This is a genomic window from Streptomyces sp. NPDC001796 (assembly GCF_042892355.1).
Lineage (GTDB): Bacteria > Actinomycetota > Actinomycetes > Streptomycetales > Streptomycetaceae > Streptomyces.
Window position 1 is genome coordinate 14,155 of sequence record NZ_JBIAUC010000001.1, and the last position, 15,138, is coordinate 29,292.

Here is a 15,138-nt window from a genome sequence, read left to right on the forward strand (position 1 = left end):
GTCAGGCAACGGACTGGGTGAGCGTTCCGTTGTAGACCCCGCCGATGGCGCCGGCGGGCAGGCTGACGGTGACTTTCGGGTTCCAGGTCGCGGTGTTGTCTCCGACACCGTTGCTCCCGGTGACCACCGGCGTCGCGGTGTGGCTCAGCGTCACGGGCGTTCCGGTGGCGGTGATGGTACCGGTCGTCGTAATCGACCCGGGATCGTAGGCGGCGCTGCCGGCGGGTAGCGTCGCCCCACCGGTCGTGAAGTCCGTCTCCGACGCGGTCACCGTCCAGGAGGCCGAGGCGAGGGCGCGATCGTCGGTGACGGCCACGGTGCCGATCTTGCCGCTGATCTGGGTACCGGGCCTTCCCGAGCCGAGGTCGGCGCTGGCCGGTACCGACAGCGTCAACTCGCCGGACGTGATGGCGAACGTGACTGCGGTGCCGGGGTCGGCCGCCGCGACGGTGAGGCCCGGCTGGACCAGGACGAGAGCAGCGACTGCGGCCGCGACAGACAGGCTTTGTGCGCGCACGGTAACTCCCGAAGTAGCCGCCCGCCAGCGGACATCCTGGCCGACAGCGGACATGCTGGCTGACGTGACGCAGACAATCGGGCGCGGCCCGTTCACACAAGCCGACGCGCACCGCGCTCCACCACACGTATGACTACATTTCAGCCGGAGCGAGGTGACCTGCGGCGTTGAACGCCAAGCTAAACGCCGAGCTAAGCGACGAACGAGGCTGTGACGTGTCGATGACAGCGAAGCGGCCGCAGCCCCGCACGTGCGCACGCCTCTGCCTCGCAGCGCTCGTAGCCCCACGGCACAGGCATGGAGTCGTAGGCAGGCCGCTGCCTGCGCCGGCCCGCCCGAGAGATTTCCGCGGACGGGCCACCGGCCGACGGCGGCGGTACAGCAGCGAAGTACAGCAACCCAGCAACCAGCGGCGATTCGCACCGGCCCTCATGGGCGTGGCGGCAGCCCGGATGACCTTCAACGACCGAGCTACGGATCGGAAGGCCTCTGACTGCTGCCGGTCAGGGTCAAAGGTCAGGGAGAGGACGCCCATGATGGCGGTACCGCCCGACCTCGGGAGGCCCTGGGGCCGCTGGGCCGTCTGTGGGCCGTCCGAGGTTCCGCGATGCCGACCAGCGGTGACCGAGAGTGACAGACGAGCCGAGGCCGTCAGCGTCGAAACCCCAGGTCACAGCCCCCGGCCCTAACGGGTTTCCGCCCAGGGGTGGCCGTACGGCAAGATGGGGTGTATCTGCCCACTGCCAGATTTCAAGCTGCCGGACGGTTTCTCTTGGCTGAGTTCATTTACACCATGCGCAAGGCGCGCAAGGCGCACGGCGACAAGGTGATTCTCGACGACGTCACCCTGAACTTCCTGCCGGGTGCCAAGATCGGCGTCGTCGGTCCGAACGGTGCCGGTAAGTCGACCGTGCTGAAGATCATGGCGGGGCTGGAGCAGCCGTCCAACGGTGACGCCTTCCTCACGCCCGGCTACAGCGTCGGCATCCTGCTGCAGGAGCCCCCGCTGAACGAGGAGAAGACCGTCCTGGAGAACGTCCAGGAGGGTGTCGCCGAGATCAAGGGCAAGCTCGACCGGTTCAACGAGATCGCCGAGCAGATGGCGGTCGAGTACACCGACGCGCTGATGGAGGAGATGGGCAAGCTCCAGGAGGACCTCGACCACGCCAACGCGTGGGACCTGGACTCCCAGCTGGAGCAGGCCATGGACGCCCTGGGCTGCCCGCCCGGCGACTGGCCCGTCACCAACCTCTCCGGTGGTGAGAAGCGCCGCGTCGCGCTCTGCAAGCTCCTCCTCGAGCAGCCCGACCTGCTGCTGCTCGACGAGCCCACCAACCACCTCGACGCCGAGTCCGTGAACTGGCTGGAGCAGCACCTGGCCAAGTACGAGGGCACCGTCGTGGCGATCACCCACGACCGGTACTTCCTGGACAACGTCGCCGAGTGGATCCTCGAGCTGGACCGCGGCCGCGCCTACCCCTACCAGGGCAACTACTCCACCTACCTGGAGACCAAGGCCACCCGTCTGAAGGTCGAGGGCCAGAAGGACGCCAAGCGGCAGAAGCGCCTGAAGGAAGAGCTCGAGTGGGTGCGGTCGAACGCCAAGGGGCGGCAGGCCAAGTCCAAGGCACGTCTGGCCCGCTACGAGGAGATGGCCGCCGAGGCCGAGAAGATGCGGAAGCTGGACTTCGAGGAGATCCAGATCCCGCCGGGCCCGCGCCTGGGCAACGTCGTGGTCGAGGTCAACGACCTGCACAAGGCCTTCGGGGAGAAGATCCTCGTGGACGGGCTCTCGTTCACGCTGCCGCGTAACGGCATCGTGGGTGTCATCGGCCCGAACGGCGCCGGCAAGACCACCCTCTTCAAGATGATCCAGGGGCTGGAGACGCCGGACTCCGGTGACATCAAGGTCGGCGAGACCGTCAAGATCTCCTACGTCGACCAGACCCGCGCCAACATCGACCCCAAGAAGACGCTGTGGGAGGTCGTCTCCGACGGGCTCGACTACATCAACGTCGGGCAGGTCGAGATGCCGTCCCGGGCGTATGTCTCCGCCTTCGGCTTCAAGGGGCCGGACCAGCAGAAGCCGGCCGGTGTCCTCTCCGGCGGTGAGCGCAACCGCCTCAACCTCGCGCTCACCCTGAAGCAGGGCGGCAACCTGCTGCTCCTCGACGAGCCGACCAACGACCTCGACGTGGAGACGCTGTCCTCGCTCGAGAACGCGCTGCTCGAGTTCCCCGGCTGCGCCGTCGTCGTCTCCCACGACCGGTGGTTCCTCGACCGTGTGGCCACCCACATCCTCGCCTACGAGGGCGAGTCCAGGTGGTTCTGGTTCGAGGGCAACTTCGAGTCGTACGAGAAGAACAAGATCGAGCGGCTCGGTCCGGACGCGGCCCGTCCGCACCGTGCCACCTACCGGAAGCTGACCCGGGGCTGACCTTGCGGCACATCTACCGCTGCCCGCTGCGCTGGGCGGACATGGACGCATACGGCCACGTCAACAACGCCGTGTTCCTCAGCTACCTGGAGGAAGCCCGGATCGACTTCCTGAGCCGCCCGGACAAGCAGTTCAGGCAGGGATCCGTGGTGGCACGCCACGAGATCGACTACAAGCGGCAGCTCGTCCACCGGCCCGAGCCGGTGGACATCGAGCTGTGGGTGACGGAGATCAAGGCGGCGTCCTTCACGGTCGCCTACGAGGTCAAGGACGGCGACCTGGTCTGCGTCCGGGCCTCGACGGTGGTCGTGCCGTTCGACTTCGAGGCACAGCGGCCCCGCCGGATCACGGCGGAGGAGCGCGCGTTCCTCGAGGACTACCGGGACGACGAGGAGGAGGCCGTCGCCGCATGACGGTGCTCCACCTCGCCGACGACGGGGAGGCGGCGGACCTCGCCGCCTTCCTGGCCCGGCTGCTCCGCTACGACCGCGGCGCCGCGGTACGTCTGCAGGCGGCCGGGACGACGCTGGCGGTCTTCGGGCGGCCGCCGTCGTTCGAGGTGCTCGCGGTCCGCGCGGTGCGGCTCGCCAAGCCGTATGAGGACGGGCTGGAGGTCCAGCTCGATGTGACCGTGTCGGCGGGTGAACTCCTGGAGTCCGTCGACGAGTCGGCGGCCACGGCGGCGGTACCCGCCACCGTCACCGGGCCGCCCTGGGCGGGAGTCCTGCCGCCGCGCGCCGGATGGCGGCCCGAGCCGGGGCTTGCGGCGCCCGACGCGCTGCGGGCGACCGTGGCGGCGGCGGTGGCCGAGTTCAGGTCCCGTACGGAGGAGCTGCCGGCCGAGCGGCGCACCCGTGCCGAACTCGACCGGATCGGCCGGGAGATCTGGTCCCGCACGGTGGGGGACACGGGGCTGCCGGTGCGGGCCGTGCACGCTGCGCAGTCGCTGGGCTTCCTGCGCCCGGCCCCGCAGGCGTCCACCGAGGAACCGGTCGCGCTGCTCTCCTGCGGCGCGTGGCTCCGGTTGCGCACGCCGTACGGGTCGATCGCCGTGCGCAGGGCCGGACTGGGCGCGCTGAACGTCAGCGTCCGCTGACGTTCGGCGGACCCCGACCCCAAGGCTCACCCCGGGGTGTTCACCATCGTCGCGGCGGCGTACGTCAGGTAGTTCCACAGCGTGGTCTCGTGCTCCTCGGAGAGGCCGAGTTCCTCCACCGCGACCCGCATGTGCTTCAGCCAGGCGTCGTGCGCGGCCTGGTTCACGGCGAACGGGGCGTGGCGCATGCGCAGACGGGGATGTCCGCGCTGCTTGCTGTACGTCGTCGGGCCGCCCCAGTACTGGATCAGGAACAGGACGAAGCGCTCTTCCGCCGGGCCCAGGTCCTCTTCGGGGTACATGGGCCGCAGGATCGGATCCTCGGCGACTCCCTCGTAGAAACGGTGGACCAGGCGGCGGAAGGTCTCCTCCCCGCCGACCTGCTCGTAGAAGGTCTGCTCCTGAAGCGTGCCGCGCCGAATTTTTTTCACATGCCCCATGGTCTCAGACACGCCGACCGAGGACGCAAGGCTTAGGACCAGGGGGCCAGAGGGGCGGATTCCGGATCCGGCGCGCGGCGTGCTCGCCTCGGGAGTGTGTGCCGCAGCACAGTGGAGGTATGGCCACGCACGCTCTCGACCAGGATCTGGAGAACCTCGCCGCGTCCGCACGGGCGGAACTCGTGCGGGAGATCGACGCGAGCGGCGTCTGGAGCGCGGATCCCGTGTGGCGTGAGGCGTTCGAGGCGGTGCCGCGCCATCTCTTCGTGCCGTACTACTACATCGGCGTCAGGGGCGGCTACGAACGCCGATGGTGCGGCGACCCGGACCCCGGGCGCAGGGAACAGTGGCTGCGCGGCGCGTACACCGACACCCCGCTGGCCACCCGTGTGCGCGACGGCGAGCTGGTCTCCTCCAGCAGTCAGCCCTCCCTGATGGCGGAGATGCTGACCGAGCTGGAGGTCGAGGACGGGAACGCCGTACTGGAGATCGGTGCCGGCACCGGCTACAACGCGGCCCTGCTCGCCCACCGCCTCGGCGACGACCGGGTCACCACCATCGACCTGGACCCGGAGATCACCGAGTCCGCCCGGCAGCACCTGACGGCCGCTGGACGCCACCCGGCCGTGGTCACGGGCGACGGCGCGCGCGGCGTGCCGGAACGCGCCCCCTTCGACCGGGTCATCGCGACCTGCTCGCTGAGTTCGATCCCATGCGCCTGGCTCGCGCAGTGCGCTCCGGGCGCGCGCATCCTCTCACCGTTCGCCACGGGGCTGGTCGCCCTGCGGGTACGGCACGCGGGGCACGCCGAGGGGCGTTTCCTGCGTACGCCCGCCTTCTTCGTGCCGTTGCGCGGGGGCACCCGTGCCGAACCGGAGCCGCGGGATCTGGGCGGGCTGCCGCAGCGGGCGCGCGGCAACGACCGGTTCCGTTTCCTGCTGGCCCTGACCCGGGGCAGCCTCGATCCGTACGAGGCGTACACGCTGTGGGAGCGCGAGGAACAGCCCGGTCGGGAGCGGTACGGCATCACGGTCGGCGGTGACCGCTCCTGGGCGTGGCTGGACGACCCGGAGGGGCCTTACGCCTGGCCCCTCCCCTGATCGTCGGTTCCTTCAGCCCTTTTCAGCCCCGCCGGATGGTGATCGTCGTCCAGGCGCCCACGTGCACCCGGTCCCCGTCCTGCAGGGGCACCGGCACGAAGGGCTGGATGGGCTCCTCGGATCCGTTGACCGTGGTGCCGTTGGTGGAGTTCTGGTCGACGATCGCCCAGGATCCTTCCGGCTGCTGCACCAGCACCGCGTGCTGGTGCGAGACGCCCGGGTCCTCCGGCGGCACCGACAGGTCGATGTCGGGGGTGTCGCCGGTGGAGTGGCGGCGGCGGCCGATGGTGACCTGGTTGCCGGTGAGCGTGCGCTGCTGTTCCGGGGAGTACGCGGGCAGGTTGAGGCCCGCGGCCTCCGGACCGGAGCGCTGCATCATCGCCATGAAGTACTCGCGGTCCGGACCGATGGTCGCGGTCCAGGTCGCCGGCTGCTGCTCGTACGGGCGCGGCGGGGCCTGGGTGGCACCGGGCTGCGGGTACCCGTAGGCACCGCCCTGACCGCCACCCGGGCCACCCGGGCCACCGGGACCGCCCGGGCCGCCGGGCGCCGGGGCGGACGACGGCGGTGAGATCACCCAGTCGTCGTCACCGCCGCCGAAGGACGGACCGCCCGACTGCGGCGGAGCGGGGGGCGGGAAGCCCTGGGTCGGCGGCGGGGGAGGAGGCGGACCGGGCCGCTGGAAGGCGGAGGGCGGTGCGCCCTGCGGGAAGCCCGACGGGGCACCCGGAGCCGTGGTCTGCGGACCACCGGACGCGCCGGGCCCGCCGGGACCCCCGGGGCCACCGGGGCCGCCCGGGCCACCGGGGCCACCGGGCGTGGGCCCGGGCGGCGGCGGAACCGGACGCGACGGATCGGCGCCGAAGCCGGGCGGACCCGCGGGACCTGACGGGCGTGAGGTGTCCGGGCCGAACCGCGTGGGCCCGGACGGCTCGCTGCCGAACGGCGGCGGCGGAATCGGTTCGGCAGGCCGGTTGACCTGCGACGGCCGGGACCTCTCGTAGTCGTAGGAGTCCGGGCCGGGCCCGGCCGGTCCGCCCTGCTGGAAGTGCGGCGGCAGACCCGGCGCAGGCGGGCGCGGGGCGGCGGGGGTGTACGAGGTCGCCGTGTTGGTCAGGAAGTTCCACCGGCACTCCTCGCAGAACGGGGCGCCGCCCTCGCGGGGTGTACGGCACTGCGGGCACAGTTCCGGCTCGGCATCCGGTACGGCGGACAGCGGGCGTCCCCCCGGGCGGCCGCCCGCGCCCGGAGGCGGCGGGGGCGAACCCGGCGGCGGGTAGCCGTAACCGGCGGCGGGCGGCGGCGGAGGCGGGGGCACGGCACCGGCCATACGGTGACCGCAGACCTCGCACCAGTCGTCGGAACCCGACTGGTGTCCGTTCGGGCAGGTCGGCATGTCGGCGCGTCCCCCTCTCCTTCTTCCGGTCACCGGGACCGGCGTGGTTCTCCAACCCCTGGGGGTCGGGCTGGCTGTTATGTCACTTCTTTACACGAACAGTCTTTGTGGACCGTGTCTCGAGTGTCATCTCGTCGGCCTCAGCGACCTTCGCCTTCAGTCGCACAGTACCTGTCGCGGCATCGACCACGTCCACCACCTTCGCAAGCAGTTTCGCAGTATCCGCGTTCCCTGAGGCATTCGCGAGCTGAACGGCGCGGCCCAGCTTGGCCGTTGCGCCATCGAAATCACCCTGTTTGCGCAGATCCAGTCCCTGTTGGATGACTTGGGCGAGTTCGGCCTGCCCTGTGTAGTGTGCGACCTGGGGGTTGATGGACGTGGACGCCGCCATGTCGTCGGTCCACACGGCTCGTACGAGCCCCTGGGCGCCCAGGCTCTGGGCACTTCCTCCCCCACTCCCCGCCACGCTCGAGCGGGAGGTGCCCCCGGCCTGCGGTATGACCAACGACACGCGCGCGGCCAGCATCTCCTGGCCGATGTTCGCGGACGGGACCTGGACGCAGACGTGGTAGTCGCGGGACTCGTCGCCCCAGGAGCCGGTGGGGTAGTCCCCGGCGCGCGGACCCGCCTCGATCCGTCGGGCGGTCAGGTCCTCGACGGTGGGCGCCACCTGCTTGACGAATTTGATCTCCGTGCCGACGGGTGTCCACAGCCGCAGCGTGACGTCCGCGACCTCCTTGCCCATGGCCGTCTCCATCATCTGGGTGAAGTCGGCGGCGAGGGCTGCCGGATCGGCGACGATGTCGGCGGTGCCGAGCAGCGCTGAGGCGATCCCGGTGACCTCCTTGACCTCCCAGTCGGTGCCCACTCCCCGCGCGTCGCAGGTGAACCGGCCGGCGCAGGCGTCCAGCGTGGCCTTCAACGCGTCGGGGGACTCGTGCTCGTTGCGGCCGTCGGTGAGCAGGATGCCGTGGCGTATGGAGACGTCCGCCGAGGACAGCAGCCGGTCCGCGAGCCGCAGCCAGGTGCCGATCGCGGTGCCGCCGCCCGCGCTCAGCCGGCGCAGCGCCTGCTTGGCCTGGCCGCGGGTGGTCGCGTCGGCGACCGCGAGCCGCCCGCCGCCCGGGTAGACCTCCTTGGCCACATGGGTGCCGCCGATCACCGCGAAGTGCACGCCGTCGCGCAGGGTGTCGACGGCGGCGGAGGTCGCCTCGCGCGCGTTGCGCATCTTGGTCGGCGGGTAGTCCATCGACCCGGAGCAGTCGACCATGATCGCCACCGCCGCGTCAGGGCCCTGTCCCGGCCCGTAGAGGTGGGGCGCCGTGACGGCGCTTCCGATCGTGCCGCCACCGGTCGCCGTCACCGTGACGATGGCGTTGACCTCGCGGCCCCCCTCCGGCAGGTACTCGTTCTGGTAGACGTCCACCGAGAACTGCGGCACGTTCGACTTCGAGAAATTGGCCATGGCCGTATCGGATCCCCCTTGAGAACCCCACCGCGGTGGGTGATGACTGATGGCGGACCGGTCCCCTCCGGTCCTGGGCCCTGCCGTCCAACTCCCACGACAGCACCCAGGGCCGACCCCCGGCCGGCCCCTGGCGTGCCCGGGGGCGCCGTCACGGTGCCCCCGGCACACCTCTCAGGCGGATCCTGCCCCCTGCGGCAGTGCCGGGAACGGGAGGACCGCCACTGTTACGTTGTCGTGCCCGCCGCCGTCCAGGGCGTGGCCCAGCAGTACCCGGGCGGCGTGCAGCGGGCGGAGCCCGGCGTCGAGCGGCACGACCTCGGCCATCTCCTCGGCGGCCTCCGCGTAGTTCCACAGCCCGTCGGTGCACACCACCACGACACCCGGCCGGTCCGGCTTGAACGACGCGGTGTGCGGGTCCAGTTCGTAGGCGTCCGCGCCGAGCCAGCCCGTGATCGCGTGGGCACGCTCGTCGGCGTACGCCTGGGCCTCGCTCATCAGGCCCGCGGCGACCATCTGCGCGGCCCAGGAGTCGTCCTCGGTGAGCCGGGCCGGCGGCGCGGCGCGGTCCACCGGGACCCAGTAGGCGCGGCTGTCGCCGACCCAGCCGACGACGAGCAGACTCGCGGTGACGACGGCGCCGACCAGGGTGCACGCGGGGGCGTTCTGGTGCGGGGCGTGCTCCTGGGCCGTCTCGGGCTCGGCGGCCAGGGAGTTGACGGCGTGCGAGGCGGCGACGATCGCGTCGTGCATGGCCTGCTGCGGGTGAGTGCCGCGCGGCAGGGCGTCCAGGAGCGCCTCGTTCGCCGCCCGGGCGGCGGCCAGAGAGGCGTCGTCGGGGCGGGTCGCCGAGGACACGCCGTCGCAGACGATCGCGACGACCGCGGGCGAGCCGTCGGGCAGCGCGGTGGAGGAGACCGCGAACGCGTCCTCGTTGCGGTGGTGGCGCAGGCCGCGGTCGCTGACCGCCGCGACCGCGCTCAACTCCTGCTCCAAATGGTCGCGTTCGCGCGGCTGGGCGTGGCCGCAGTTCTCGCAGTAGCCGTCGCTGTCCACGGTGCCCGCGCGGCAGGCCACGCAGACCTTCGTGCCGGCGGGAGGCGTCGACGGCACGGCGGTGCGCGGGTCGACCGGCTGAAACGGGGGTCCCCCCTGCCCATGGGGGTCACCCGGCTCGAGCGAAGCCGAGAGTGGGGGAGAAGCCGAGCGCTCGGGGGAGGCGAGGTGGTAGTCGCCGGGTTCCGCGGGACGGTCGAACCGCACGCCCCTGCCGGCGGGCGTGCCGGGCGGCTCCGCGCCGCTCAGGTCCGTGCCCGGCAGGTCGGTCGGCAGGTGCACCGGGGCGGGCGCCTGAGGGCCGCCCGTCGGCGGGGCGGCCGGCCAGTCCACCGGGGGCGCCTCCGAAGAGGGCCGCGGCACCGTGCCGTTCATGGTCAGCGTCGGGGGGTCGGACGGCGGGGCGGGCACCACCGACAGGTCGTACCCGCAGGCGCCGCAGTAGAGGTCGCCCGACTCCAGGGGCTCCTCACAGCTGGGGCACCGCGAAAGCGCCGTCGACCGGGGCATCTGCGACATCGATCACACCCACGTCCGGGGGCGGTAACGGTTTGCACGTTCCACCAGGTCGATCCTCTCCTCGCCGCCCTGTGCGAGCCTGGCCAGCGTCCGGTACGAGCGCTCCAGACCGAAGCGCAGGCCGCGCTCGTCCAGATCGCTGCCGAGCAGCGCCCGTCCGTCGGCCGCGGGCGGCGCGGAGCCCTGGCCACCGGAGAGTACCCAGTCCAGGGCACAGCCCAGGACCTCTGTGGACAACTGCTCGCGCCGCACGGCGTCCAGACCGTACGCCTCCAGCGCCTGCACCTGTCCCGCGGCGGCCACCAGGTCGTCCAGGAAGGCCGGGTCCGGTCCCCGGCCGGTGCGCTGCCGCAGCCGCGCCCGGACGGCGGCGACGCGGGCGGCGGTGTAGTGGATGGACGCCTCCGGCACGGACTCCAGGGTACGCACGGCGCCCTGGCGGTCACCGGCGGCGAACTGGACGCGGGCCAGACCGAAGGCCGCGCTGACGTAGCTCGGGTCGGTCGTCCACACGAGGCGGTAGTACTCGGCGGCGTTGTCGAGCTGGCCGAGGACCTCCGCGCACAGGCCGAGGGCCAGCTTGGGCGCGGGCTCGCCGGGGAAGGCGTCGTAGACCGCGTCGAAGGAGAGCGCGGCGGCCTCGTGGTCACCCGTGACGAGCGCGGTGACGCCCCGGTACCACACGACCCGCCAGTCGTCGGCGTGGTCCGCCTCCAGGGCCACGAGGGCCTGCCCGGCACCGGCCGTCTCACCCATCTCCAGCCGGGCGCGCAACTCGCGCAGCCGCAGTTCCGGGGAGGCGGCGGGTGCGGTACGCAGAGCGACGATCAGCTCGGCGGGCGCGGAGGCCATGAGGCCGGCCAGGAAACCGGCGTTGGGGTCGCCGGGGTCGACATGCGGGACGGGCAGTGCGAGCGCGGCGGCAGCGGCGTCGACCGGCTTGACGACGGCGGGGGCGCCGGCGGCGGCCGCGCCACCCGTGCTCCCGGCCGCTCCCGGACCGGTAGCTGCGGCGGGGGAGCCGGCGACGGTGGGGGCGGAGAGAGGGGCGGCTGCGACGGCAGGGGCGGACGCGGCCCCCACGGCGACGGAGCCCGGCGTGGCGGGCAGCGCACCCACGGTGCCGGAGCCCGCCGTTCCAGGCGTGGCGGCCGGGGCGCCCCCGGCCGCTCGGCGCGGGCGGCGCGCCGGCACCACCCGTGCCCCCAGCCGTGACACCTCCCCGGCCTGCCTCGGGAACAACTCCGTGTCCGTGACCTTCAGTTCCGGACCGAACAGCGTCGACAGCGCGGGCCTGGGACGGCCCGTCCGAAGCGCGACGACCTCCCGCAGCACCCCCGTCAGCTGCTCCGACATCTCCTGCGCGGACGCGAACCGGCGCGCGGGGTCCGGGTCGGTGGCGCGGACCAGCAGCCGGTAGAAGGACTCGTACCGGCGGAAGACCTCGATGGTGTCGGGGTCGGGCAGACAGTCCGCGTAGGCGTTCGTGTAGCCCTGGAAGTCGAAGGTGAGCACCGCCAGGGTGCGAGCGACCGTGTACAGGTCGGAGGCCACCGACGGTCCGACCTCCGCGACCTCGGGCGCCTGGTAGCCGACCGTGCCGTAGATGGCCGACTCGTCGTCGTCCATCCTGCGCACCGCGCCCATGTCGATCAGCTTGAGCTGGTCCTCGGTCTGGATGGCGTTGTCGACCTTGAAGTCGCAGTACAGCAGGTTCCGGCTGTGCAGATGGCCGAGCGCCTCCAGCGCCTCGATGCCGTACGCGCACGCCTGCTCCACCGGCAGTGGATCGCGTCGCCCGTCCGGTGCGCGACGCTCGTTGGCGATCTCCTTCAGCGACTTGCCGCCGACGTACTCCATGACGATGTAGCCGTCGAGCGAGCCCGTGCGCTGGTCCAGGTGCTCGACGAAGTTGTAGATCCGCACGATGTTGGCGTGCTCGATCTCCGCGAGGAAGCGCCGCTCGGAGATCGCCGCGGCCATCGCGTCCTGGTCGCCGGTGTCCAGCAGGCCCTTGAGGACCACCCAGCGGTCGGAGACGGCGCGGTCGACCGCCAGGTAGATCCAGCCGAGCCCGCCGTGCGCCAGGCAGCCCACGACCTCGTACTGGCCGTGCACGATGTCGCCGGCCTTCAGCTTGGGGACGAACGAATAGGGGTGGCCGCACTTGGTGCAGAAGCCCTCCGTGCGCCCGGGCCGGTCACCGCGCGACCGCCCCACCGGGGCCCCGCAGTCCGAGCGCGAGCAGAACCGCTTGCGCTCGGGCACCTCCGCGTGCTCCAGCACCATGGCGCGCGGGTCGGGCCGCGGCACCGCCGGGACCTGCACGAGGCCCAGGCCGAGCCGGCTGCGACCCGAACTTGCCGCCGTGGAACCGGAGCTGCGCACCGACACCGATCGGCCGGTGGACTTCCCGGACAGCCGGCCCGACACCGAGCGCCGCGACTGCGACGACCGCCGGGACTGCGACGACCGGGACGACGCCCCGGAACCGGGCCGCGCGCCGCCGGTTCCCGAGCCCTGGGAGCCCTTGCCGTCCGCGGCACCCCCCGCGGGCGGCGAGCCCTCCGCGCCCTTCGCCGAGACGACCGGCGCGAGCCCGCACGTGTCGCAGTACAGCTCCCCGCCGCCCACGTCCTCGTACGACCCCTCGCAGCCGGGCCGCTGGCACGTCCGCCCCGCCTGGCTCATGCCTCCCCCCTCCGGTCGACCGGTGCGCCCGGCTCGGGCACGCGCGCGCCGAGCAGTTCCGCCGCCGCCCGCTGGTAGCGCAGCACCGCCTGCTCGGCGGCCCTCAGGTCGCAGGGAGCGCTCCACAGCATGCGGCGGGCCGTGTCGTACCGCTCGACCAGCAGCGGGTCCTCCGCCAGGCCGTGCCGGGCCACCTTCGCCTTGTACGCGTCGAGGCGGCCGCGCAGCTCGGCGCGGACCGCGAGCGGCGCGGTGACCGCCGTCAGCGATTCGCGGGCGCGCTGGAGTTCGTCCTCCGCCCGCTGCTCCAGCGAGTCCAGGAGCGGCGAGAGGCGGTGCCACTGGGCGTGCCTGCGGTACTCGGCGGCCGTCGCCAACTGCTCCTGAAGCGCGGTGGGCGGACCGCTGACCGCGGGCACCTCCGAGGCGGCGATCTTCGCCAGCACCTCACCGCGCGCGCTGCGGGCCTCGGCCAGGGTGCGGTCCGCGCGGCTGAGCACGTCGCGCAGCCTGACGAGCCGTTTCTCGGCATCCTGACGTACCGTCAGCACCGCGTCGATCTCCCGGCGTACGTCCTCCAGGGCGCGCGCCTGACGGTCGTACACCGTGGTGTCCGGCCTGCCGCCGCCGGGCGCCGAACTGCCCTGGGCCGGGACCCAGTACGCCAGCGGGTCGGAGACCACCTGCTCGCGCAGCCTGGTCAGGGTGCGGGTGATGCGCTCCAGGTCGTCGCCCGCCGGATGCTCGCCGGGGCGTACGCCCACCGAGTGGGCGAGCTGACGCGTCCGCTGCAACTCCGCGGCCAGTAAATCGATCCGGGCGGGCAGCGCCGACCAGACGGCGTCGGCGGCGACGACCATGTCCAGGGAGGACGCGTACAGGTCGTTCATCCGGTCCACGAGCTGCTCCAGGGTGAACTGCTCGCTCAGCCGGCCGGTGCCCGCCAGGGTCGGCGCGTTCGCCGTCGCCGTGGCACCGCCCGCGACGGTGACGCTCGGGCCGCGCAGCAGTTCGGTCAGCTCGGCCAGGTCCTCGCGGCTCGACCAGCGCCTGCGGGAGCGGATCTCCCGGGCGGTGCGCAGCGTGTCCGTGTAGGCGTCGAAGTACGCCCACAGCAGGGTGATCGACGCCTCCGCCGACGCCCACCGCTCCTTGGTGACGCCGGTCAGTTCGGCGCCCTCGAGGAGTCTGCGGCCCGCGTGGTCCTGCAGGGCCAGGAGCGAGGTCTCTATGGCCTCGTGCTCCGCACCGAGCCGCGCCAGCGCACGGTCCACCTCGTCCCGGTCCAGCACCGGCCCGGTGGGTCCCGTGACGCCCATCGATCACCTCTCGCTCTCGTCGTTCCCCGCGCGCGTGTCCGGTGCGCCGGGGCAACTCTCCAGTGGTACCAGGTCGGTTGCGCCGGTTCAGGTGGAAGGCGGCTGTGACGGCGTCGAGTCCTTGCCCAGCGTCTGGGACAGCCACCTGGTGTACGAGGCCTGCCAGCCGTTCCTGCGGTAGTCCTCGAGCACCTGGTTGACCCGGCGTACCAGATCCTTGTCATCCTTGTTCATCGCCACGCCGTAGTACTCGGTCGTGAAGGGCTTCCCCTTGAGTTCGACGGTCGGGTCCTGGGCGGCCTGGCTCGCGGCGAGCGCGCCGTCGGTGACCACCGCGTCGACCTCGCCGAGTTGCAGTTTCACCAGGCAGTCGAGCTGGTTGGGGACGGTGGTGGAGATGTCGGCGGACGCGGCGAGCCGGCCGGACTTCCTGTCCTCGCCCAGCTTCGCGTTCGCGGTCGAACCCTGCGCCGAGCAGATCCTCCTGCCGGCGAGCGAGGTGTCATAGCCCGTGATCGGGGACGACTTGGGCGCGAGCACCTGCTGGCCGGTCGTGAAGTACGGCTCGGAGAAGGAGACGTCCGCCAGCCGGTCGCAGGTGATCGTCATGGTGCGCACCACCATGTCCACCTGGTGGTTCTTGATCGCCGGGATCCGCTGGTTGGTGGGGATGGCGTGGAAGCGGACGGCGTCCGGGCTGCCGATGATCTGCCGGGCGATCTCGCGGGCGAGGTCGATGTCGAAGCCCTCGAGGTCGCTGCCCTTGGTGTTGGGGTCGCGGTAGCCCCAGTGGTAGCTGTTCTGGTCGACGCCCACCGAGAGATAGCCGCGCTGCTTGATGGCCGTGACCGCCGGGCCGCTCTCGTCGCTCGACGGCGGCGGGCTCATCCGCTCCGGGTGGCCCCCGCAGGAGTCGTCCTTGGCCTGTGTGGCCCTGGCGAGGCCCGGGCCGCCGGTGCCCGTCTGACCGTTCCCGCGCGGGTGGGTCAGCGGCAGCTGAAGCGCGAGGACCAGGGCGAGCGCGCAGGCGACGAGCATCGCCGCCACACCGCCCCAGCCCTTCAGGCTCGCCCGCAGACGCCGTGCGATCATCGCCGCTCCC

General features: G+C 72.2%; 12 protein-coding genes. 4 read left to right on the forward strand and 8 right to left on the reverse strand.

Annotated features, from left to right (window positions below):
* Position 1: 1 nt before the first annotated feature.
* Positions 2-571 carry a hypothetical protein gene (locus ACFYZE_RS00070; protein WP_388986086.1) on the reverse strand — a complete coding sequence of 190 codons (570 nt, stop codon included), beginning with the start codon at positions 569-571 and terminating at the stop codon, positions 2-4.
* 718 nt (positions 572-1,289) lie between these two features.
* Here ACFYZE_RS00070 and ettA point away from each other — a divergent pair.
* From ettA to ACFYZE_RS00085, 3 genes are read left to right on the forward strand one after another with little or no spacing between them, the layout of a single operon-like run.
* Complete coding sequence (gene ettA, locus ACFYZE_RS00075) at positions 1,290-2,954, forward strand: energy-dependent translational throttle protein EttA (protein ID WP_388986089.1); 1,665 nt, start codon at positions 1,290-1,292, stop codon at positions 2,952-2,954.
* Positions 2,955-2,956: 2 nt separating this feature from the next.
* Entirely contained in the window at positions 2,957-3,367 is a 411-nt protein-coding gene (locus tag ACFYZE_RS00080) for an acyl-CoA thioesterase (protein ID WP_388986092.1), read from the forward strand.
* Positions 3,364-4,050, forward strand: coding sequence for a hypothetical protein (locus tag ACFYZE_RS00085; RefSeq protein ID WP_388986095.1), 687 nt, complete (start codon positions 3,364-3,366; stop codon positions 4,048-4,050). The genes ACFYZE_RS00080 and ACFYZE_RS00085 overlap by 4 nt, the downstream gene beginning before the upstream one ends.
* Before the next feature lie 26 nt (positions 4,051-4,076).
* Here the strand turns inward: ACFYZE_RS00085 and ACFYZE_RS00090 are convergent, their stop codons facing one another.
* Positions 4,077-4,490 carry a globin gene (locus tag ACFYZE_RS00090; RefSeq protein WP_388987891.1) on the reverse strand — a complete coding sequence of 138 codons (414 nt, stop codon included), beginning with the start codon at positions 4,488-4,490 and terminating at the stop codon, positions 4,077-4,079.
* A 119-nt stretch (positions 4,491-4,609) separates the two neighbouring features.
* Here ACFYZE_RS00090 and ACFYZE_RS00095 point away from each other — a divergent pair, with 119 nt between their 5' ends.
* Entirely contained in the window at positions 4,610-5,590 is a 981-nt protein-coding gene (locus tag ACFYZE_RS00095) for a methyltransferase domain-containing protein (protein ID WP_388986098.1), read from the forward strand.
* A 22-nt stretch (positions 5,591-5,612) separates the two neighbouring features.
* Here ACFYZE_RS00095 and ACFYZE_RS00100 read toward each other — a convergent pair whose 3' ends face one another.
* From ACFYZE_RS00100 to ACFYZE_RS00125, 6 genes are all read right to left on the reverse strand, one after another.
* Positions 5,613-6,986, reverse strand: coding sequence for an FHA domain-containing protein (locus tag ACFYZE_RS00100; RefSeq protein ID WP_388986101.1), 1,374 nt, complete (start codon positions 6,984-6,986; stop codon positions 5,613-5,615).
* A gap of 82 nt (positions 6,987-7,068) precedes the next feature.
* Positions 7,069-8,451, reverse strand: coding sequence for a VWA domain-containing protein (locus ACFYZE_RS00105; RefSeq protein WP_388986104.1), 1,383 nt, complete (start codon positions 8,449-8,451; stop codon positions 7,069-7,071).
* Between the two features lie 174 nt (positions 8,452-8,625).
* A complete protein-coding gene (locus ACFYZE_RS00110; protein WP_388986106.1) occupies positions 8,626-10,026 on the reverse strand; it encodes a protein phosphatase 2C domain-containing protein in 1,401 nt (466 codons plus the stop codon).
* A gap of 3 nt (positions 10,027-10,029) precedes the next feature.
* Positions 10,030-12,717: a tetratricopeptide repeat protein gene (locus ACFYZE_RS00115; RefSeq protein ID WP_388986109.1), complete on the reverse strand. Its 2,688-nt coding sequence runs from the start codon at positions 12,715-12,717 to the stop codon at positions 10,030-10,032.
* On the reverse strand, positions 12,714-14,036 hold the full coding sequence (locus tag ACFYZE_RS00120; RefSeq protein ID WP_388986112.1) for a hypothetical protein: 1,323 nt from the start codon (positions 14,034-14,036) through the stop codon (positions 12,714-12,716). Before ACFYZE_RS00120 ends, ACFYZE_RS00115 begins: the two co-directional genes overlap by 4 nt.
* An 87-nt stretch (positions 14,037-14,123) precedes the next feature.
* On the reverse strand, positions 14,124-15,128 hold the full coding sequence (locus tag ACFYZE_RS00125) for a glutamate ABC transporter substrate-binding protein (protein WP_388986115.1): 1,005 nt from the start codon (positions 15,126-15,128) through the stop codon (positions 14,124-14,126).
* Positions 15,129-15,138: the final 10 nt, after the last annotated feature.